At 42.9% G+C, this 20,090-nt stretch carries 25 protein-coding genes and 1 riboswitch; of the genes, 4 read left to right on the top strand and 21 right to left on the bottom strand.

Translation table 11 applies throughout. The annotated features are described in order from the left end of the window. Positions 1–25: 25 nt before the first annotated feature. From PCY71_RS09690 to PCY71_RS09705, 4 genes are all read right to left on the bottom strand, one after another. Positions 26–577 (bottom strand): class I SAM-dependent methyltransferase, encoded by a 552-nt coding sequence (locus PCY71_RS09690; RefSeq protein WP_048772988.1) that lies wholly within the window; start codon positions 575–577, stop codon positions 26–28. Then, positions 571–1,518: a TIGR01212 family radical SAM protein gene (locus PCY71_RS09695; protein ID WP_301412543.1), complete on the bottom strand. Its 948-nt coding sequence runs from the start codon at positions 1,516–1,518 to the stop codon at positions 571–573. Before PCY71_RS09695 ends, PCY71_RS09690 begins: the two co-directional genes overlap by 7 nt. Before the next feature lie 59 nt (positions 1,519–1,577). Then, positions 1,578–1,877, bottom strand: coding sequence for an MGMT family protein (locus PCY71_RS09700; protein ID WP_048772985.1), 300 nt, complete (start codon positions 1,875–1,877; stop codon positions 1,578–1,580). A gap of 595 nt (positions 1,878–2,472) precedes the next feature. Then, positions 2,473–3,816 carry an MATE family efflux transporter gene (locus PCY71_RS09705; RefSeq protein WP_048772982.1) on the bottom strand — a complete coding sequence of 448 codons (1,344 nt, stop codon included), beginning with the start codon at positions 3,814–3,816 and terminating at the stop codon, positions 2,473–2,475. 340 nt (positions 3,817–4,156) lie between these two features. On the opposite strand from PCY71_RS09705, the gene PCY71_RS09710 reads away from it, so the two are divergent. Then, positions 4,157–4,729: a TetR/AcrR family transcriptional regulator gene (locus PCY71_RS09710; RefSeq protein ID WP_002923562.1), complete on the top strand. Its 573-nt coding sequence runs from the start codon at positions 4,157–4,159 to the stop codon at positions 4,727–4,729. 205 nt (positions 4,730–4,934) lie between these two features. Here PCY71_RS09710 and PCY71_RS09715 read toward each other — a convergent pair whose 3' ends face one another. The 3 genes from PCY71_RS09715 to PCY71_RS09725 form a co-directional block, all read right to left on the bottom strand. After that, positions 4,935–5,585: a phosphatase PAP2 family protein gene (locus PCY71_RS09715; RefSeq protein WP_048772978.1), complete on the bottom strand. Its 651-nt coding sequence runs from the start codon at positions 5,583–5,585 to the stop codon at positions 4,935–4,937. Next, complete coding sequence (locus tag PCY71_RS09720; RefSeq protein ID WP_002923560.1) at positions 5,575–6,132, bottom strand: ECF transporter S component; 558 nt, start codon at positions 6,130–6,132, stop codon at positions 5,575–5,577. Before PCY71_RS09720 ends, PCY71_RS09715 begins: the two co-directional genes overlap by 11 nt. Before the next feature lie 131 nt (positions 6,133–6,263). Further along, positions 6,264–6,414, bottom strand: a riboswitch (FMN riboswitch). A 116-nt stretch (positions 6,415–6,530) separates the two neighbouring features. Continuing rightward, the gene (locus tag PCY71_RS09725; RefSeq protein ID WP_032908092.1) at positions 6,531–7,034 is read right to left on the bottom strand and encodes a tRNA (cytidine(34)-2'-O)-methyltransferase; all 504 of its coding nucleotides are present in this window, start codon (positions 7,032–7,034) and stop codon (positions 6,531–6,533) included. Positions 7,035–7,375: 341 nt separating this feature from the next. On the opposite strand from PCY71_RS09725, the gene trkA reads away from it, so the two are divergent. Next, positions 7,376–8,725, top strand: coding sequence for a Trk system potassium transporter TrkA (gene trkA, locus PCY71_RS09730; protein ID WP_004193141.1), 1,350 nt, complete (start codon positions 7,376–7,378; stop codon positions 8,723–8,725). Positions 8,726–8,730: 5 nt separating this feature from the next. Then, positions 8,731–10,170, top strand: a complete 1,440-nt coding sequence (locus PCY71_RS09735; protein ID WP_048772968.1) for a TrkH family potassium uptake protein — start codon at positions 8,731–8,733, stop codon at positions 10,168–10,170. A gap of 48 nt (positions 10,171–10,218) precedes the next feature. On the opposite strand, the gene yidD is transcribed toward PCY71_RS09735, so the two are convergent. From yidD to PCY71_RS09805, 14 genes are all read right to left on the bottom strand, one after another. Next, entirely contained in the window at positions 10,219–10,473 is a 255-nt protein-coding gene (gene yidD, locus PCY71_RS09740) for a membrane protein insertion efficiency factor YidD (protein ID WP_075202668.1), read from the bottom strand. Beyond that, entirely contained in the window at positions 10,470–11,198 is a 729-nt protein-coding gene (locus PCY71_RS09745) for a pseudouridine synthase (RefSeq protein WP_002894611.1), read from the bottom strand. The genes yidD and PCY71_RS09745 overlap by 4 nt, the downstream gene beginning before the upstream one ends. Beyond that, positions 11,185–11,754, bottom strand: coding sequence for an SMC-Scp complex subunit ScpB (gene scpB, locus PCY71_RS09750; RefSeq protein WP_002894610.1), 570 nt, complete (start codon positions 11,752–11,754; stop codon positions 11,185–11,187). Before scpB ends, PCY71_RS09745 begins: the two co-directional genes overlap by 14 nt. Continuing rightward, on the bottom strand, positions 11,747–12,457 hold the full coding sequence (locus PCY71_RS09755) for a segregation/condensation protein A (protein ID WP_048772965.1): 711 nt from the start codon (positions 12,455–12,457) through the stop codon (positions 11,747–11,749). Before PCY71_RS09755 ends, scpB begins: the two co-directional genes overlap by 8 nt. A gap of 2 nt (positions 12,458–12,459) precedes the next feature. Then, positions 12,460–13,191 carry a site-specific tyrosine recombinase XerD gene (gene xerD / locus PCY71_RS09760; protein ID WP_048772963.1) on the bottom strand — a complete coding sequence of 244 codons (732 nt, stop codon included), beginning with the start codon at positions 13,189–13,191 and terminating at the stop codon, positions 12,460–12,462. Continuing rightward, positions 13,188–13,649, bottom strand: coding sequence for a cyclic-di-AMP-binding protein CbpB (cbpB, locus tag PCY71_RS09765; RefSeq protein WP_002897025.1), 462 nt, complete (start codon positions 13,647–13,649; stop codon positions 13,188–13,190). Before cbpB ends, xerD begins: the two co-directional genes overlap by 4 nt. After that, a complete protein-coding gene (locus PCY71_RS09770; RefSeq protein WP_002894605.1) occupies positions 13,646–14,167 on the bottom strand; it encodes a metallophosphoesterase in 522 nt (173 codons plus the stop codon). Before PCY71_RS09770 ends, cbpB begins: the two co-directional genes overlap by 4 nt. Next, positions 14,146–15,150 carry a nucleoside-triphosphate diphosphatase gene (locus PCY71_RS09775; protein ID WP_048772960.1) on the bottom strand — a complete coding sequence of 335 codons (1,005 nt, stop codon included), beginning with the start codon at positions 15,148–15,150 and terminating at the stop codon, positions 14,146–14,148. The genes PCY71_RS09770 and PCY71_RS09775 overlap by 22 nt, the downstream gene beginning before the upstream one ends. Further along, on the bottom strand, positions 15,147–15,941 hold the full coding sequence (racE, locus tag PCY71_RS09780) for a glutamate racemase (protein ID WP_125342699.1): 795 nt from the start codon (positions 15,939–15,941) through the stop codon (positions 15,147–15,149). The genes PCY71_RS09775 and racE overlap by 4 nt, the downstream gene beginning before the upstream one ends. Positions 15,942–16,039: 98 nt before the next feature. Continuing rightward, complete coding sequence (locus PCY71_RS09785; protein ID WP_002918462.1) at positions 16,040–16,288, bottom strand: YneF family protein; 249 nt, start codon at positions 16,286–16,288, stop codon at positions 16,040–16,042. Positions 16,289–16,344: 56 nt separating this feature from the next. Beyond that, positions 16,345–17,595 (bottom strand): diaminopimelate decarboxylase, encoded by a 1,251-nt coding sequence (locus tag PCY71_RS09790; RefSeq protein ID WP_048772955.1) that lies wholly within the window; start codon positions 17,593–17,595, stop codon positions 16,345–16,347. Between the two features lie 103 nt (positions 17,596–17,698). Beyond that, the gene (locus PCY71_RS09795) at positions 17,699–18,382 is read right to left on the bottom strand and encodes a Bax inhibitor-1/YccA family protein (protein ID WP_004190568.1); all 684 of its coding nucleotides are present in this window, start codon (positions 18,380–18,382) and stop codon (positions 17,699–17,701) included. Between the two features lie 25 nt (positions 18,383–18,407). Continuing rightward, positions 18,408–18,899, bottom strand: a complete 492-nt coding sequence (locus PCY71_RS09800) for an HD domain-containing protein (RefSeq protein WP_002899728.1) — start codon at positions 18,897–18,899, stop codon at positions 18,408–18,410. 44 nt (positions 18,900–18,943) lie between these two features. Beyond that, complete coding sequence (locus PCY71_RS09805) at positions 18,944–19,684, bottom strand: RNA methyltransferase (RefSeq protein WP_048772947.1); 741 nt, start codon at positions 19,682–19,684, stop codon at positions 18,944–18,946. An 84-nt stretch (positions 19,685–19,768) separates the two neighbouring features. Here PCY71_RS09805 and PCY71_RS09810 point away from each other — a divergent pair, with 84 nt between their 5' ends. After that, a complete protein-coding gene (locus PCY71_RS09810) occupies positions 19,769–20,047 on the top strand; it encodes an acylphosphatase (RefSeq protein WP_002897016.1) in 279 nt (92 codons plus the stop codon). Positions 20,048–20,090 lie beyond the last annotated feature (43 nt).

Genomic DNA, 20,090 nt, shown 5'->3' on the forward strand with positions numbered 1-20,090 from the left:
TTTCTCTCTGTATCCTTATTGTATCTCAAGTTCCTTCTCTCAATTTCTCAATCATGACCAAGAAAGGCGGGTTGTTAATCTGATTGATAGTCTTATAGAGGGCAACGGTAAAGTCCTGCTGAGGCAGCTGACTGACGAAGTCTAGCACCGCATCTTTTTCAACTTCACCACCTTCATGCCCGTAATAAATCATGATCGCTGCACGGCCACCTTTTTCCAAGCCTCGACAGACCTTTTCCAGAGCTTCCAGCGTCGTATCAGGTCGGGTAATGACTGACTTGTCCGCCGAAGGCAGGTAGCCAAGATTAAAAATAGCAGCCTTGAAATGTTCCGTGTATTGGTCCATAGTCTCATGACCATCCAAGATTAGCTGAGCATTGTCCAAGCCTGCTTCTGCCAAGCGCTGGCGGGTCTTTTCCACAGCCTGCTCCTGAATGTCAAAGGCATAGACTTGCTTAGCCAACTGAGCTAGAAAGAGGGTATCATGCCCGTTGCCCATAGTAGCATCCACTACGACATCTTCCTTGGTCACGACTTCTGCCAAAAAGGCATGGGCCATCTGTAAGGGTCTTAACATACGAATCTCTGCTCCTTTGCTTTACAGCCTTGCTTGCTGCCACGACGACGCATTTCTGCCTCAATGGCATTGAGAACTTCCCATTTATTGAGGCTCCACATGGGGCCAATCAACATATCTCGCGGGGCATCGCCTGTGATACGGTGGATGACGATATGCTCGGGGATAATCTCCAGTTGGTCGCAGACGATGGAGACATACTCCTCCTGACTGAGCAGCTGCAGTCGCCCCTCATGATAATCCCGCTGCATGCGGGTATTAGTCATCAAGTGAAGCAAGTGAAGTTTAATTCCCTGAATGTCATTGTCCGTCACACAGCGACGGACATTCTCCAGCATCATCTCATGGGTTTCGCCCGGCAGACCATTGATCAAGTGAGAGACAATCTCCGCCTTGGGAGCCAGCCTACGAACTCGCTGGACCGTCTCCACATAGAGCTCATAAGAATGGGCACGGTTGATGAGGTCTGAGGTCTCCTCGTAGGTAGTCTGAAGCCCCAGCTCCACAGTCACATGCATACGCTCGGACAAGTCAGCCAAGTAGGCAATAGTCTCATCAGGCAAACAATCCGGCCGAGTTCCGATATTAAGTCCAACGACACCTGGCTCGTTAATGGCTTGCTCATACCGCTCACGAATCACTTCAAGCTTCTCATGAGTATTGGTGAAGTTCTGGAAATAGACCAGATACTTGCGAACATCCGGCCACTTGCGGTGCATAAAATCAATTTCCTTATAGAACTGCTCGCGAATGGGCGCATCCGGCGCCACAATGGCATCACCTGAACCCGAAACGGTACAAAAAGTACAGCCTCCATGCGCTACCGTACCATCCCGATTGGGACAGTCAAAGCCCACATCAATAGGCACCTTAAAAGTTTTTTCACCAAAAAGTTTTCGATAATAATCATTCAAAGAATTGTAAGATTTCATACCTTTCATTCTACCACAAAAAATAGCTTAGAAACAAAAATTCCCTCTTTCACAAAGAAAGAAGGAAATCACCGCTCCCACAAATAGACTTTCAAATCCACACAGCCATTGGCCTTCAAGTCCACTCCCTCCGCCCAGAGCAAGTGTCTCTGGTCTTCCCAGCCAGGTGTGAGGCGCCCTGCTGCATTGACCACCCGATGGCAAGGATGCTTACCGCCATAAAGCTCAGACTGACTGAGAATCTTCCCTACCAAGCGGGCATTTTTTGGCCGACCAATCAAACGAGCAATCTGACCATAGGTCGCCACGCGCCCAGAGGGAATGCTATCTACTAATGCCAAAACAGCATTAATGAGTTCTTGATTCAAAACGGAAATGGCCCTCCTTTTTACAAAGTTGATCAGAAAGGCCGGAACACTACCCTTCGTTTTAGAAGCTATAGTATTAAACCTATTTCATTGATGATGTACTCATATCATTTCCGAGCAACTTCCATTCCACTTATAGATGTAAAGCCTCCTTAACCTCCACTCCATGGCAAGATTGTTCCTACGATGGTAGTAATCGAAACTTACTTCTACAGCTTTATTGATTAGCTAACTCTCTAAAAACTTCCAATAATGAAGGTTTAAGAGGTTATAAGTTTTTATACATTCCATTCTACCACAAAATCCGGCAGTGACTCGAAAAATCCCTTCTTCCATAAAGAAAAAGGGATATAATTATACTCAAAAAATATATAAAACAAAATATAATCAATCTACAGATTTTAATGCTTCTAACATTTTTATGTTTTTTAAACAAAAATTTACTACTGAACCTAGAATAGATAAAATTAAATTATCTCTTTATAGATATACATCGTCTCTCTTATCTATTTTGAAATTTATATTATTAGCGACAATCTCGCTGTCTCCTGATTTATATCGTTTAAAAGAATTACACATCTCTATATAGGTCATTTTATGCCTCCATAATTTTTCTTAATTTAGTCATCATAAATTTTAGCCAAAACATTATAATCACAAGTATCAAAAAATCTGAAATAAAATAAGAGGACCATAGGCCAGTTATTCCAAACAAAATTGGTAAAAATAACGCTAAAGGTATTTGAAAAATGATCTGTCTCAGAATAACTAAAAAAGTAGATATCCGCGAGAAAGAAATATATTGAAAATAGTTAGTTCCGATATTGATGATTCCTTGTACAGGTAACGAAATCATAACAAGTCTTATGGCTGTACTAGAAAACTTTATAAATTTCGGATCGCTTGAGTTAAAAAGTGTAGCTATTTGCACTGCAAAAATTTGAATTACAAGGAACAAGCACAGAGAAAAAATTGTGCTGATTATTAGTGAAAGACTAAGTGATTGCTTTATTCTACTATAATTTTTTGCACCATAATTAAAACTAATTACAGGCTGAACTCCATTTGTAATAGCATTCATCAAAGAAATAATATAGCGATAGATTGAAGAAGTTATAGATAAAGCAGCAAGACCATAAGTACCAGCATAATCAAAAGCAACCCTATTATATAATATCAGTAATATCACAGATATGACAGTTGTGAGAAAGAATGGCAGCCCCATTGCAATAATTTTATTGATAAGTTTTTTATCAATAAATAATAAGCTCTTCAAATCCATTTTTAAATCGTTAGATTTTCCATTGTACTCTCTGAATGTCAAGATAAGTGCAGCAAGATTAGCCAGAACTGTAGATAAAGCTGATCCAAAAAAACCAGTATGAAGTACAAGAATTAGAACTGCACCAGTCCCTGCATTCACAAGAAATGAAATAGCATTGATATGTAAAACTTCTTTAATCTTACCTTGAGCCCGCAAACAGTACAAAAGAGTGTGTGAGACAAAATATATAGGCGCTCCAATAAGAAATGTAAGGCAAAATTCCTTAACATAATGATACAGTTCTTGTGGTGCCCCAAAAATAATCAATAAGCCTTCTAAGGAAAACCACAAAAGTATCGACTGTAGAATTGATAAAATTAAAGAAACTTGGATAGAGGAATCTAAAATTAATCGGGCATTTTTGTAATCCTTTTTGCCAAGTGAGATTGTCAACAAGGATGCTGTTCCTTCACTCGCTAGAGCTGAAAAAGCATAGACCAAAGCGTATATCATAAATGTATATGTATTAGCGGAATTTCCCTCAAGCCCTAAGGTCTGTCCAATGAATATGCCATCAACTAAATTATAAGACCCACTTACTATTGCTGTAACTAATGAGGGAATAATTAGTTGAACTAACAGTTTTTTTACAGATATATTTTCTAATTTATTCATGACTATGTCTCATTTGTTCAAAGCTCTTTCTATTCCTAAAGATTCTTCCAGTCATATACTCTTTTAGAAAACATTTCCCATTTTGATAAAGAGCATAGACACAATACAAATTACATAATAACATTTTCATTATACTGCTTCCAGTACCAAAAATTTACAAAATGTAGCCAAAATATCTCGCTTTTACAGAATAATCAAAAGCAATTTAGAAAATTTTTTACAAACTGTAATTTTTTTGTTAGTATTGAATCTAATTAATTATACTTAGACTAAAATAATTTTTTACTAATAACATTAGAAGTACTAGGCTACATATTGACTGACAAGGAGAATAACGGCAATGACCAAAGATACGCGAGAAAATATTATCACTGCTTTCTTTCGACTTTCTGAAAAATATCCTGATAAATCTAACTTTTCTTTTTCTGAGATTGCAGAAGAAGCAGGCATAGCGAGACAAACAATCTATAAAAATCATTTCAACTCTCCTAACGAAATAATTGAAGCTATTCATCATGACATCGACGAACGAATAATGTCAAAAATGCTAGATTTTGTACCAGGTTCAAATGAATCCGATAATGCTCTTTTTATTAACTACCTTGCTTCTGAAATAATACCATTAATTTATGAGAATAGAATCTGGCTAAAATATCTTTATTCAACTGCAGCTGATCCTAATTGGGAACTTTTTTTAAAGAAACAATATAAGACTTGGATCAGCCAAAACATTCAACTGTCTAGTAAAATGGGTTTATCTAAAGAGTTTACCGAAGAATTACTTGTTAATTATACTCTATCAATTATAAAGTCATGGATTACACAAGCAATTCCAGAATCTCCTGAAGTCTTTTCTAAAAAATTCAAATCACTTTGCAAGCTATCTATTCAAGATATTATTCAAAATGCTTAAAACTTAAAAAAACACCAAATGAACTACTTACCATGTCCATTTGGTGTTTTTCAACAATTCAATTATAAGTCATTTTTTAACGGCCAGTGTATGATAACTGTAAATCCAAAACTAAGTTTGAATTCTAAAACTCAAGAATTATGCCATAAATGATTTTTCGACTCTGTAACTCTGTTCTTATTGATTATTCTTATCAAAGTAAACGCTATTTCTGCTTTCCCTTGAAACGCCACTGAAAGCGCAGCTTGTCATAAAAGGGAAATTCGATATTGAGAATGGCAAAGCCCATCAAGGCCCCTCCGATAACATCTGTCGGATAATGCACGCCCAGATAGACTCTGGATGCCATAACAGTGAAGATATAGACCAGGAGCAAACCTTGTACCAAGCGCTTGATTTTTTGGTTCTGAATTCGTTGCTGAGCGATAATAATCAAGGTCCCAACAACAATGGCTGTCGCCATGGCATGTCCGCTCGGGAAAGAGTAACCACCTTCTTTGACCAAATGCGAAATACTAGGCCGACTTCTTTGGTAAACGAGTTTAATCAGCTTAATCAAAATCCCGTGTAAGACCAGATTTCCCGCCAGCAAGGCAGCCTCCAGCTTCCATTTTTTGTAAAGGAAAAAAAGGACAAGAGCTGAAACCCAGATGATAATCCCCATCGGATCAATCACACTGGTTACAAGTTTGAAAAAAGTCGTCAAAGCTGCAGGCAAGTCTCCCCGCAACCAGGTCTGAATCGGGGTGTCAAAGCTGGTCAGCTGCTCAGGATAAAACTTGACCATGTAGCCTAGAATGACGAAAAGTAAAAGGGCAAAAGAGCCCTTTGTTAGATAAGATTGTTTATTTTTCATAGCGTTTTAGGACGGGCTGTAAGAGTTTGTATATTAGCCAAAAGACGAGAGCCCAGATTACTCCTTCTAATAGGTTAAAAGGGACAATCATAGTCAGCAGATACTTGGAAAGACCAAATGCCTTATTAATATCAAAACCAGCAAACCTCGCATAGAGAGGCACAGCATAAATGACATTTAGAATGATCATAGTAATCGTTAGACCAAGTGTTGCTGCTAAGGAAGCCTTCACATAGCTAGATAAGCTATTTCTTTTTTTCCACAAGAGGGAAAAAGCACAAACAAAGACAGCTACCGCTAGTATATTCATGGGTAGACCGATTAGAGTGCCTACGCCATTATTATTCAAAGCTAGCTTTAAGACAGAGCGAATCAAGAGCACTGCTAGAGAGCTTTTTAGATCCAAGACTACCAAAGCCAGTAAAATCGGAATAATTGAAAAATCCAACTTTAGAAACTCAGTTATCAAAGGAATCTCATAAAGCATGAGTAGAAATGATAGAGCAGATAAAACTGCTACAATCGCCAACTTACGAGTATTTGTCATCACAGGTTCCTCCAATTTATAAAAATTAGAGAAGCCGGAAAGGCCACTGAAAAAAGCTTGTCAGCTAATGATTATTTAGTATAAGGCTCAGCCCTTAAATAAAGATTAAACGGCAAGAATGCTTCACTGCCTCTCGTCTTCTCCCATCCAGACTATACTGTCGGTTGTGGAATCTCACCACATCAGCTTGCGCTCGCGGACTTGATTTTGCATTAAGGAAAAAACATTTCCAAGCCAAAAATTACCGCCGGTCGGGAATCTCACCCTGCCCTGAAGACATCATTATCATAACAAAAAAAGCCTGCCAGAGCAAGCAATTTGATTGATGTAATTAAAAATGTTTCAACAATAGTATTCTATCTATTAGGAAAATTAACTGCTTAGATACATTCATTCCGCTACTTCAGCTTGTCCGCTTCATACTCATGTACCAGTTCAAGGCCAGCAAAATTCTGCTGACGCAGGGCCTCGTAAACAATCATGCAGACTGTATTTGAAACATTAAGACTTCTGACATGCTGGTCATTCATGGGAATACGCAGGGCCTTTTCTGGATGACGACGCATAAATTCCTCTGGCAACCCCTTGTCCTCACGACCAAACATAAAATAGTGCGAACCTTCTGCTGCAAAATATTCCTCAGAATAGACCTTCTCTGCAAACTTAGAAATCAGATAAAGTTTGCCGTCCATCTGCTCCATAAAATCGTCTAAACTCTCATAATAGGTGATGTCCAGCTTATCCCAATAGTCCAGCCCCGCCCGTTTCATCTTGCGGTCATCAATGGGAAAGCCCATGGGCTTGATGATGTGAAGCGGCGAATTAGTCGCGGCGCAAGTACGGGCAATATTTCCGGTATTCTGCGGAATCTGAGGCTCAAAAAGAACGATATGATTTTTCATAATAAGAATATTTTTCCTAGTATTTTTCTTTAGATAAAAAAATAGCCACACTGCCCGGAGTCAAGCTCAGCAAACAGCGTGGTTAAGGCTTCATTAACTTACATCACAACAGGTTTGAGGTAAACCAATGAAGGTACTCATTTAGTATAACACTTTCAGCCTACAAGTCAATAAAAAATGCTCAAAAAGTTGTACTTTTTTTAAAAATATCACAGGAAGATACCATTTTGGTAAAAAAATATTGGCAATTCTATAAATAAGCAAGCTATTCTGTATTTTATAGATGAAATTTAAATGAAAAAAGAGTATGATAGATACATACTTTGGAGGAATCTAAACTTATGAAAATTATCGTTGTTGGCGGCGGGAAGGTCGGAACGGCCCTCTGTCGCTCCTTAGTGGCTGAAAAACATGATGTTATCCTGATTGAGCAGGATGAGGCTGTTCTCAACCAGATTACCAAGCGCTATGACATTATCGGTATTGCTGGCAATGGAGCTAACTTCAAAATCTTAGAACAAGCGGATGTTAGTCACTGTGACATCTTCATCTCTATGACCGAGCATGATGAGGTCAACATGGTTTCAGCTGTTCTGGCCAAACGGATGGGCGCTAAGGAAACCGTCGTTCGGGTGCGTAATCCTGAATACTCCAACCCTTACTTTAAGGAGAAGAACATCCTAGGCTTCTCGCTGGTGGTCAATCCTGAGCTCCTAACTGCTCGCTACATCGCTAATATCATTGACTTCCCTAACGCCCTGTCAGTAGAGCACTTTGCCAATGGCCGGGTGGCACTGATGGAGTTCAAACTCAAGGAAGACAGCAATCTCTGCCAGATGAGTATTTCCCAATTCCGTAAGAAATTTGGAAATATCATTGTCTGCGCTATTGAGAGAAAAGGGCACTTAGAAATCCCTGACGGTGATTTCACTCTGGATGCCGGCGACAAGATCTATGTCACAGGTAACCGCCTGGACATCGTTCAATTCCACAATATGGTGCGTCCTAGAGTTGTTAAGAGCCTGATGATTATCGGAGCAGGAAAGATTGCCTACTACCTGCTCAATATTCTCAAGAATAGTAAAATCGAGCTCAAAGTCATTGAATCTAACCATGAACGGGCAACCTTTTTCAGTCAGGAATTTCCTGATCTCTACGTCGTCCATGGAGATGGTACTGCCAAGGATATCCTACTGGAGGAACGCGCCAATAACTTTGATGCCATCGCTACCCTGACTGGTGTAGATGAAGAAAATATCATTACTTCCATGTTTCTTAATAATCTGGGTGTGCAGAAAAACATCACCAAGGTTAACCGGACTAGTTTGTTGGAAATCATTGATAACCAAGACTTTGCCAGCATCGTGACTCCTAAAGGTATCGCTGTTGATACGGTTATGCACTTTATCCGTGGTCGCTACAATGCTCAGTTCTCTAACTTAGAAGCTCTGCACCATGTAGCCAACGGCCAAATCGAGACACTGCAGTTCCAAATCAAGGAAGAAAACAAGATGACTGGTATTCCTCTATCTCAGCTTCATCTAAAGAAAGATGTACTGATAGCGGCCATTATCCGCCAAGGTAAAGCTATCTTCCCTACAGGCGATGACAATCTGCAAGTTGGAGATAAAATTGTCGTGACCACTCTGCTGCAAAATATCACGCAGATTTACGATCTGTTAGCGAGGTAGGCCACATGAATAGATCTATGATTCGCTACCTGCTGGCAAAATTACTACTGATTGAGGCGGCTCTGCTGATTGTACCCATTATCGTCGCTCTAATCTACGGTGAGCCTTTAAAAGTCTTTCTCTCTATCGGGGCGACCATGGCTATCCTGCTAGTTTTAGGTGGCATAGGCTCTTATTTCAAGCCCAAGGACCTGCATATCTACGCCAAGGAAGGTGTACTGATTGTAGCCCTTTGCTGGATTCTCTGGTCCTTCTTCGGAGCCCTACCCTTTGTCTTCTCTGGTCAGATACCGGACATCATCGATGCCTTCTTTGAGGTCAGCTCCGGCTTTACAACCACGGGAGCGACTATTCTCAACGATGTCGGCGTTCTCTCTCATTCGCTGCTCTTCTGGCGCAGCTTTACCCACTTAATCGGAGGGATGGGAGTACTGGTCTTTGCCCTAGCTATTATGGACAATGCTAAAAATGGCCACTTGGAAGTCATGAAAGCAGAAGTTCCTGGCCCAGTCTTTGGCAAGGTTGTGTCCAAGCTCAAGAGTACGGCCCAGATCCTCTATATCATCTATCTGGCTCTCTTTGCTATCTTTGCGCTGCTTTATTTCCTAGCGGGTATGCCGCTCTTTGACAGCCTTGTGATTGCCATGGGAACAGCTGGTACAGGAGGATTCACCGTATACAATGACGGTATCGCTCACTACAATAGCTCACTGATTACTTATCTGGTCAGCTTTGGTGTCTTGGCTTTCGGGGTCAACTTCAATCTCTACTATTACTTGCTGATTCGCAAGTTTAAGGCCTGCTTTGGCGATGAAGAGCTTAAGGGCTATCTCTGGATTGTCTTTCTTTCCACTGCCTTGATTGCCTTTAATGTCTTCCATCTCTATCAAGGCTTTGCCAAGAGTGTGGAGATTTCCTTCTTCCAGGTCTCCAATATCATCACAACGACTGGATTCGGCTATGGTGATACGGTCAAGTGGCCCCTCTTTTCTCAGGTCATCCTGCTTCTGCTCATGTGTATCGGGGGCTCGGCCGGATCAACAGCTGGGGGATTCAAGGTTATTCGGGGGATTATCATTTCCCGCATTGCAAAAAATCAAATTCTCTCTACCCTATCACCCAATCGGGTCCTAACCATGCATGTTAATGGTGCAGTCTTAGATAAGGATACCCAGCACAAGGTCCTCAAATATTTAGCAACCTATGTTTTGATCGTGCTGGCACTGATTTTCATCGTCAGCCTGGATAACAACAATCTCATGACAGTTGTCAGTGGTGTTCTATCCTGCTTCAACAATATCGGTCCTATGATTGGGACGACGGATACTTTTTCTATCTTCAGTCCTTTTTCTAAGCTATTGCTGTCCTTTGCCATGATTGGCGGTCGCTTGGAAATTTACCCAATTCTCCTGCTCTTCTTACCTAAGACTTGGTCTAGAAGGTAGGAAATATTCGGAGAATATAGGTATAAAAAAGTCACACTAGATACTTATCTAGTGTGACTTTTTTCTTGAATTATTTCTTCTCAAACTGAAATGGTCTGGTACGGGATCCTCTCCTGGTTGGGACCAGGGATGACAGCGGAGAATTCGTGCCAAACCCATCAAAACTCCCTTAGCACCATGCCTCTGGATAGCCTCTATCATGTAGTTAGAGCAGGTGGGCCGAAAGCGGCAAGATGGAGGAAAAGCGGGCGATATGAAGCGCTGATAAAAGCGGACAGGAGCAATGAGCAGTTTCTTTATCATTTCTTGGTCTTGGTTACAGCCAGTGTATGCAGCTGGCTGACTTCTTTTTTACTGAGCTTACGATACTCACCAGGCTTGAGGCCCGTCAGGTCCAGATGACCAAAGCGAGTCCGTGAAAGCTTATCCACTTGCAGTCCGACAGCTTGGAACATCTTCTTAACCTGATGGTTACGGCCTTCATGGATGGTCAGCTGAACGACCGAGCGATTTTTCGCCGGATCAACCTTAATAATCTCATAAACTGCTGGCTTGGTTTTGCGCCCCTCGATTTCAATACCTCGAGTCAGAGGACGAAGAACTTCTTTATTAGCCAATCCTTTGACACGCGCCACATAGACCTTATCAATCTCATTGCGGGGATGAATCATCTCATCCGTAAAGTCTCCGTCATTGGTCAGAATGAGAATGCCAGAAGTATCCCAGTCCAAACGACCGACCGGATAAATCCGCTCCTTGACCTGAGGCAAAAGATCCACGACCGTCTTACGTCCCTTGTCATCACTGACAGAGGAAATGACCCCGCGCGGCTTATTGAGGAGATAATAAACCTTCTCCTCATTGTAGATAGGTTGGCCTTCTACTTCCACACGGTCGCCAGACTTGACGTTCGTCGCCAGCTCTCGCACCACTTGGCCGTTTATACTGACCTTCCCCTGCCTGATTAGCTCTTCTGCCTTACGGCGGCTGGCTATCCCAGCATGAGCGATGTATTTATTGATTCTCATCGATATCTGTCCTTTCAATAAAGAGCTGGCTTTCTTCAGCAACTAGCTCTGTTTCTTCGACAATCGGTAGCTCATCTAAGTGATTGATTCCCATATAATCTAAGAAATAATCCGTTGTCACATAGAGATTTGGCCGGCCAATGACTTCCTTTTTACCATCCTCTCGAACCAGTTCAAAAGCCAGGAGCTTGGCCAAAGCACCGCTGGAATTAACCCCGCGAATGTCATCTATTTCTACCCTTGTAATCGGCTGCTTATAGGCAATGATAGACAAGGTCTCCAGCGCTGCCCGCGACAGACTTTGATTGATTGGCGCCCGTGAATAGGCCCGTAGAATCTCAGCAAACTCTGGTTTAGTGACCAGCTTGTATGTCTTTGAGGTTTCCAGTAGGGTCAGACTGGAGTCTGGATTGGCTTCATATTGCTCAGCTAACTTCTCCAAACTCTGAATAACTCCGGTCGGCGGCAAAGAAAGGATTTCTGCCAATTGATGAACCTTGAGTCCATCTTCTCCCGCCACAAAAAGCAGGGCTTCAATCTCTGCTAACTTACTCATTTCCTCTTCCTACTAAATAAATATTTCCAAAATTTTCTTCCTGAATGACTTGCACTTCCTGCACCTTGACCAATTCCAATGTCGCCAGAAAGAGAGTAATAACTTCATTCATGTCCTTGGTCTCTGCAAAAATCTCCTGCAGAGCCAGACGGCTCTTACCAGCACAGCGCTGGCGCACCACATCCATCATGTCCTCAATCTTGTACTCATCTCGCACAATGGTTGTATGGCTCTTAGAAAACTCCTCTTGCTTCTTGGCCATAACCTTGGAAAAAGCCAAGAAAAGATCTATCGTTGACTTGTCATGTAGGAGCTCAGCATCTTCATAAACCAGCTCTAGCTTGGGCTTAGAATAATAAAGCGCTCGGTCATCATGTTGGAGCGACATTTTCTCACCTAAGAGCTTGAACCTGCGGTATTCCTCAATCTGACTCAAGAGGTCTTGCTCCAAATCATCTTCCAGCTCAGCATTATCCGCCACCTTAGGCAGGAGCTTGCGACTCTTAATCAGCATGAGCTGGCTTGCCATGACCATGTACTCGCCCGTCACTTCCAGCTTCATGGCCTGCAAGGTGGCCACATAAGCCAGATACTGCTCAATGACCTCCGTAATGGGCACATCATAAATATCCACCTGGTACTTAGAAACAAGGTGGAGCAGCAGGTCCAGCGGGCCTTCAAAATCTTTTAGTTTGATATCCATTTTTATCTGTATTTTTCTAGTGTAATCATGGTTTTCAAGCCCAAATCTTGGGCAATATCATAGAGACCAATCCCCTTCTCCCGCTGGCGCAAAATAAACTGCTCACGCAGGCTTTGGGCAGATAGACTGGCTTGTCCCTGCTCAATCAAGAAGGCCTCTAGCTGACGGAAGCCCCATTGACGAGAATAGGATTTGCCGTTTTTCTCAAATAAATATGTCCCTGTCAGATAGTCTTCTAACTCAACCGTCAGGCTCTCAGGAATCTTGATGACCCGCTTCTGACCGGCCTTTTCAATCTTCAAAACCTGAAAGTCAAGATTGACATCAGCCACTCTGACCTGCAGAATCTCGCTAGGCAGCAAGCCCATTTCCAAGATAAGAAGAGCCATCAGCCGTCCCCTGGGAACGCTTGATTCCTGCCAAAAAGCAGACAGGTCCAGCAGTTCATTTTCCTGCTCCTTCGATACGGACACCTTGGGCAGGACCAAACGGTGGAACTCCTCAATAAGCTGCTGCTGATAAAGGAAGTAGAGAAATTGATTGACTGCTGAGAGCTTCCGCTTCTGAACAGCCGCCTTAAAATCCTTGATGGAGGCCTGATAAATCCGCAGATTGGTCTCGGTAATCCGACCATGCACTTCCTCAATAAACTGCTCCAAATCATAAGAATAGGCAATTTTAGAATTTTCTGAGATGTTTTTTTGATTTAAAAACGGTCTAATGTATTCTTTCATTTTTTGCGAATTTCGTACTTTTTGCTAAAGCCGTGCAACAAGGAATTGACAGCTTTCAAAATAGACTTTCTAGTAATAATTCCGTAAAAATGCTGATCCTCGCCCACAACCGGCAGGAATGACTCGTCGACCAGCTTATGAAGCACATCTGATACAGTATAATCTGGTCCAACTGTCAAGTCGTCCATTTTAGTCATGTGGACGATGTCTGTCATCATGAATTCCTCTTCTGGCAAATCATGGCGCATGCGATAGGACATGATGTCTGTCAGGGAAATCGTGCCAACAAACTTTTTATCTGCCGTCACGACTGGTACACGTGAGTATGTCATCTGGCTAAGCAATAAGATAGCATGATCCACATTGTGGGTGTCAATCATAACCGCCAGATTTTCTCCAGGCGTCAAAAAAGTTTCTTCATGTTGCAGCAGATAGTCTTCAAATTCCTTAGCAATCATCGGCTAAACTCCTTGGACAAGCTTGGATAAAGTTCATGATTTCGTGTATAGAAATCAACTTTAAAGCGGTCCTTATCAATCTCTACCTTAGCGTAGAGACGTTCGTTGATCAGGCCGCGTGGCTGGCTGATGGAGCCCGGATTCAGAAAGAGCGTTTTGCCCTCCATTCGAGCATCTGGGATATGCAGATGGCCGTAGAGGCAGATGTCTGCATTAACCTCTTGCGCCCACAAATCCAGCTTTTGAAAGGAAAAGTTGATATGAAAGAGATGTCCATGAGTCTGGGCAATAATGGTCCCCGCCAAATCCGTCACCAAGCGTTCTGGATAGCCGTCGTAAAAGTCCATATTCCCTGCAACAACCTGAATCCCTTGCCACACCTCATCATCAGAAGGAAGCTCAGAGTCTCCGTTATGGAAAATCGCATCTACCTTTCCAATATAATGATTCCTAATTTCTTCTACAATAGCACGGTCGCCATGAGAATCACTCATGACTATAATGGTTTGCTTTGCCATGCTGGAAATACCTCCACTAATTTCTTAACTGCCTGAGCCCGATGGGATTGCGCATTTTTTTCTTCCATCGTCAGCTCAGCAGACGTTTTTCCTGTTTCTCCCACTAAGAACAAGGGATCATAGCCAAAGCCATTTTCCCCTTTTGGCTCATGGGCAATGTAGCCCGGCCAATCCGCTTCAACTACCAGAGACTCCCTGTCAGGACTAGCCACCACAAGGGTCGTATGAAAATGGGCCGAGCGGTCCTTGACATCAAAAACCATAGCCAACTCATGCAGGAGCTTGATGTTGTTTTCATCGTCTGTCGCGCCTACTCCAGCGAAGCGAGCCGACCAGACACCAGGCAAGCCGCCTAAAACATCGACCTGCAGACCCGAGTCGTCAGCTAGCACCATTTTACCGGTCAGTTTACTGATTGTCTCCGCCTTGAGCCGCGCATTTTCTTCAAAGGTAGTTCCAGTCTCTTCCACTTCTGGCAAATCAGGATAATCATTGAGATTTTCAACCTTATAGCCCAACTTCTCAAAGAGTTTGCGAAACTCTGCTGTCTTACCTTCGTTGCGAGTCGCAATCAAGATGGTATCTCCGACAGCCATCTCGGTCTCCTGCCCCTGACCAAAAAAGTCGGTCATCTTAACTCCATCTTTAGACAGGAAGAAGACCTTGCGCAGCAAGTCCTTTTCTGTAATCAGAATAGCCCCCTTATGACTGGTCGCCTTAAAATCCCGCTCCTGGCGGTCGTTAATCATATTGAGGACAAACTGGATATAGGACATGGGTGAGCCGTATTTGACCACAACTGTGGTAAAGGCGTTGTATTCTTCATCCAAATCCCGCTCAATCAGCTCACTCAACTCTGCATCTATATGCTCCAAGAGCCTGTATGGGATGTCGTTGAAATGGTAGCCAGCCTTGCGAAAGCGGGTCCATTCTCCGATATACCAATTGTTCTCGTCAATGTATTCATAAATTTTATTTGTCATAAGCTTACATGCTCCACATTCACTTTCAGGTCCAGCCAGCTTTCTGCAATCTCCGAAAAGCTTTTGGCATTGGCAGTTGTGTAAAATTGGTGATTGAGCTCCTGTTTTTCCCGACTGCGGTTGATTTCAAAGTAATTGAGCAGGACAGAAATATCCCGTACGCACTCTGCCCCGCTATCAATCAGCTTCACATTTGGTCCCATCCTATTTTGAATAATAGGCCGGAGCAAGGGATAGTGGGTACAGCCCAAGACAAGGGTATCTACCCGACTAGCCAAAGGCTGCAGGGTTTCATAGACCACTTTTTTGGTAAGGCTGGAATGAAGTTCATTGGACTCTACCAGAGGTACAAACTTAGGGCAGGCCAAACTTTCCACCTTCATCTCCGGCGAGAGCGCTTCAATCTTTTGACGATAGATATCAGAAGAAACAGTCATTGGCGTTCCAATAACACCGATACGGCCGCTGGCAGTTGACTTAATAGCTGCACTGGCTCCCGGCAGAATCACGCCCAGTACTGGAATATCCAGCTTTTCCTTCACTTCTTCCCAGACAACAGCAGTCGCTGTATTGCAGGCAATGACAATCATCTTAACATCCTTGGTCAGGAGGAAGTTGACCAATTGCCAGGTATAAGCGCGAATCTGCTCAGCAGGTCTAGGACCGTAAGGAGCCCGCGCTGAATCTCCGATATAAATGACCTCTTCGTGGGGGAGCTGCCGCATGAGCTCACGGACTACAGTCAAACCGCCCACTCCTGAGTCTAAAAAACCGATTGGTCGATTATCCATAAGGTCTTCTTTCTAAAACAAGGGACTGGAAGCCGATTCCAAATCCCCATTTTTTTATAGATTTTCTCTACTGGTATTAAAAGCCAGCCTCTAGAAAATTATTTTTTCTTTTTGCTCTTAGCAAGCGCAGCTTTCTGCTGGCTGATAATTTGACGGTAAACTTGCTGTACTTTCGCTTCATTTGGCCGTTGTCCGCTAGCGCTAAGCAAGGTCCGAACTGCTTCTACATTCAGACGCGGATTTTCTGCAAATTCTTTCTCAACTTGCCGACGAAGCAGATACATACCCAAGATCACGCCTCCAGCAAATGCCGCTAAAATCAAGATAATCTCTAAAAATACATTCATATCAAGAACTCCTCTATTTCCATTTTTACATTGCTCTTCATTATATCAAATTTTCTCTATTTTTCAAAATCAAAGCCATACAGTGTCGCAAAATAATCTTCTGGTTTTTCGGCTCTGCGAATCATGCGAACATTGCCATCTTGCTCCAAGAGAATTTCGCTGGAACGGAGCTTGGCATTGTACTGATAACCCATAGAGAAACCATGCGCACCTGTATCGTGAATCACTAGTGTATCCCCAATTTGGCTGACGGGCAGCGCGCGATTAATAGCAAATTTGTCGTTATTCTCACAGAGGCTGCCGACAACATCCACAATCTCTGTCTCACCCTCAGGTCGAACCATATTGGTAATGTGGTGATAAGAGCCATACATAGCCGGACGCAGCAGATTGACCGCTGAGGCGTCCACTCCCAGATAGGTTCTGTATGTCTGCTTCTTATGGGTAACCTTGGTGACCAGAAGGCCATAAGGCGCCAGCATAAAGCGGCCCAGCTCCGTATAAATCTTGACCTGTCCTAGGCCAGCCGGAGTTAGAATAGCTTCATAGGCCTGACGAACTCCTTGACCGATGACCGCAATGTCATTTTCCTCACCTTCAGGCTGATAATTAATGCCGACACCGCCAGATAGATTGATAAAGTCCAGCTCAACTCCTGTCTCAGCAACTACTTCCACAGCCAGTTCAAAAAGCTGACGGGCCAGTTCAGGATAGTAGTCATTGATGACAGTATTTGAGGCCAAGAAGGCATGAATCCCAAATTTCTCAGCTCCCAACTCCTTGAGCTCTTTGAAAGCTTGAATCAGCTGGTCCTTGGTCATACCAAACTTGGCTTCTTCTGGATTATCCATGATGCTGGTTCCCAGCTCAAAGACACCGCCAGGGTTGTAACGGCAGGAAATAATCTTTGGAATACCCGCTGACTCCTTCAAAAAAGCAACATCTTCATAGGCATCCAGATTGATAGTCGCTCCAAGGTCACGCGCAAACTGAAATTCCTCAGCTGGTGTGTTATTGGACGAAAACATAATATCCTGTCCAGCAAAGCCCAGCTTTTGGCTCATGAGCAGCTCAACATAGCTGGCACAATCCACCCCACAGCCTTCTTCTTTGAGGATTTTTAAAATAGCAGGATTGGGAGTGGCCTTGACGGCAAAATATTCTTTAAAACCTGGATTCCAAGAAAAGGCCTCATGCAGGGCACGCGCTCTTTCCCGAATCCCCTTCTCATCATAAAGATGGAAAGGTGTTGGAAACTGATCCGTAATCTCAGCTAACTTTTCACGACTGACAAAAGGAGTTTTCATACTATTCTCGCTTTCTATTTGCTGGCTTTATTATACCATAAATCCATAGGAGAAACAAAAAGCACTGGGCAAGCGCCCAATGCTTTAGTCTTATTTAGCCTAATTATTTGTTTCTTCCAAAAATACGCAGCAAGCTGAGGAAGAGATTAATGAAGTCCAGATATAGATGCAGAGCCAGAGAAATTGCCCAGCCATTCCCTGGATTGCCATTGGTCTGCTCATAAACATAGCGGATCTTCTGATTGTCCCAAGCGATAAGTCCTGAGAAAATAATGACACCAACGATACTTACAATAAAGTCCAAGCCACTGCTTCTCAAGAAGATATTAAGGAAGCTAGCAGCAATAATACCAATCAAACCAGCCATACAAGCTCTGCCCATTCCAGAAAGATCCTTCTTGGTCACCTTGCCGATGAAGCCCATAGCAAAGAACATAACGGTCGTTGTCAGAAAGGCTAAGAGAACCTCTGACTGAAGATACAGCGCCATAATAATACTTAAGGTAAAACCATTGATGGCTGAATAAGCTAAAAACATAGGCAACGCCGCTGGGCTATTGCTCCGAGCAGTTCCAGATGCTACCAACACAAGGATAAACTCAACTGCAATAGCTGCATAATAGATCCAGACAGATCTTGTCAAAATAGTATAAATAGCATCTTGAAAGACAAATAGCATCAAGAGAGACACGATTGCTGAGATTCCAATACCGACACCAACGATAGAATAAATCTTGGCATAGAAAGAATTAATATCTGATTGATCTTGAATAATAGAATGGTTCATAGTTACTCCTTTTATAATAAAACATTTACGGTTTCAGCATCTTTCGATGAAAGAGCTTGCGATTACTGCCCTTGCGTCTCCAAGGTGCCGTCGCTTCTTTGACGGCCCAATACTTGTCCACCATCGTCACAACGAATGATTCTTTGTAGCGAGGCGGTGCCAAAGTCAGGCCCCACATATGCTTGACGATAATGTCCTCTTCGACTTTATTAAGCTTGGTAATCTTACGAGCATTGCGAACTGCCAGCCTCGGATGAACCCAAGCATGACTCTTCTTAAACTTGGTTACACGCCAATCATAGTAGAATAAGTCATGAAGTAGGGCACCGCGTGCCGTGCTGCGGGCATTCCAGCCAAATTTTTTGGCAATTCTGTAACTAGTATAACTTACATTGATGGAATGTTCAAGTCTATTGGAATGAATATGATGGGGAATTTCTTTCAGGCGCTGCACACTGGGCTTTTCAATCAAGTGCCCAACATAGGCCATAAACTCCTCGTCCTTTTTGTAAGGCATAGAATCACCTCCCTTGCCAACTATTATATCTCTTTTTCTGATTTTTAGCTTAAATGAAAGATTAAAATACCAGCAGCGACAGCAACATTGAGACTTTCTGCCTGCCCCTTCATGGAAATATGGACCAGAATATCAGCTGCTGCCGTCATTTCTGGACTAATCCCCTGCCCTTCATTGCCCATAACTAGGGCAAAGCTCTCTTTGCTGTCTACCTCTCTGTAATCGATAGATGTTGACGACAAGGTTGAAGCTAAAATTGGCAGACTGGAAGACTGAGCCAGCCTAATAAAATCAGCTGTATCTATCCGATAAACAGGCAGATGAAAATGGCTCCCCTGCATAGAGCGCAGCGTTTTTAGGTTATAGATATCTGCTGACAAACGAGAGATGAAAACCCCGTCAAAACCAGCTGCATCCGCAGTCCGAATGATGGTGCCGACATTACCTGGATCCTGAACGTCCTCCAAGAAAAGATAACGTCCACTTAACTCCGCCGGTATCTCTTCCCTTTCAAAAGCCACTTCCGCGACAATCCCCTGCGGCGTCTTACTATCAGCCAAATCTGCTAAAATCTCCGGACTGACAAAGATCACCTGAGAAAAATCAGCTAATCGCTCTGCGTATTCCGCTAAAGCAAAAATCCGAATCAGCTCTGCCCCGCTGCTGACAGCTTCCTCAAATAAATGCCAGCCTTCGATCAAATAAGAATCCTTGCGGTATTTTTTGTGATGAAGTTTTTTAGCTTTTTTTACCACATTATTGGCTTTTGAGGTTATAATATTCATAAGAACATTATACCACAATTTAGCAGACTTGCACTCATACTGAGGGCTTAAATCCCCTCGGTCCGCTCACTAAAGGAGGATGCCATGCAGAAAGTAAAAATGATAGCCCAAGGACGAGTACAAGGGGTCGGATTCCGCTGGGGAGTTTATTCTCTAGCGCTGGAAATCGGAGGTATTACCGGCAGGGTCTGGAACAACGACGACGGTACTGTTGGCATTCTGGCTCAGGCTGATGACCCAGCTCTGATGGCCAAATTTATCCAAGAAATCCGCAAGGGACCGACCCCTTTTTCTAAGGTCAGCTATTTGGATGTGACTATGGCTAATTTCGACTCCTATCCTGACTTTAAAATTTCAAATTAGGTCTGCAGAACTATTGTATATTTTGCAAAAAAACAGTAGAATA

The sequence above is a fragment of the Streptococcus sp. SN3 genome, assembly GCF_030439905.1.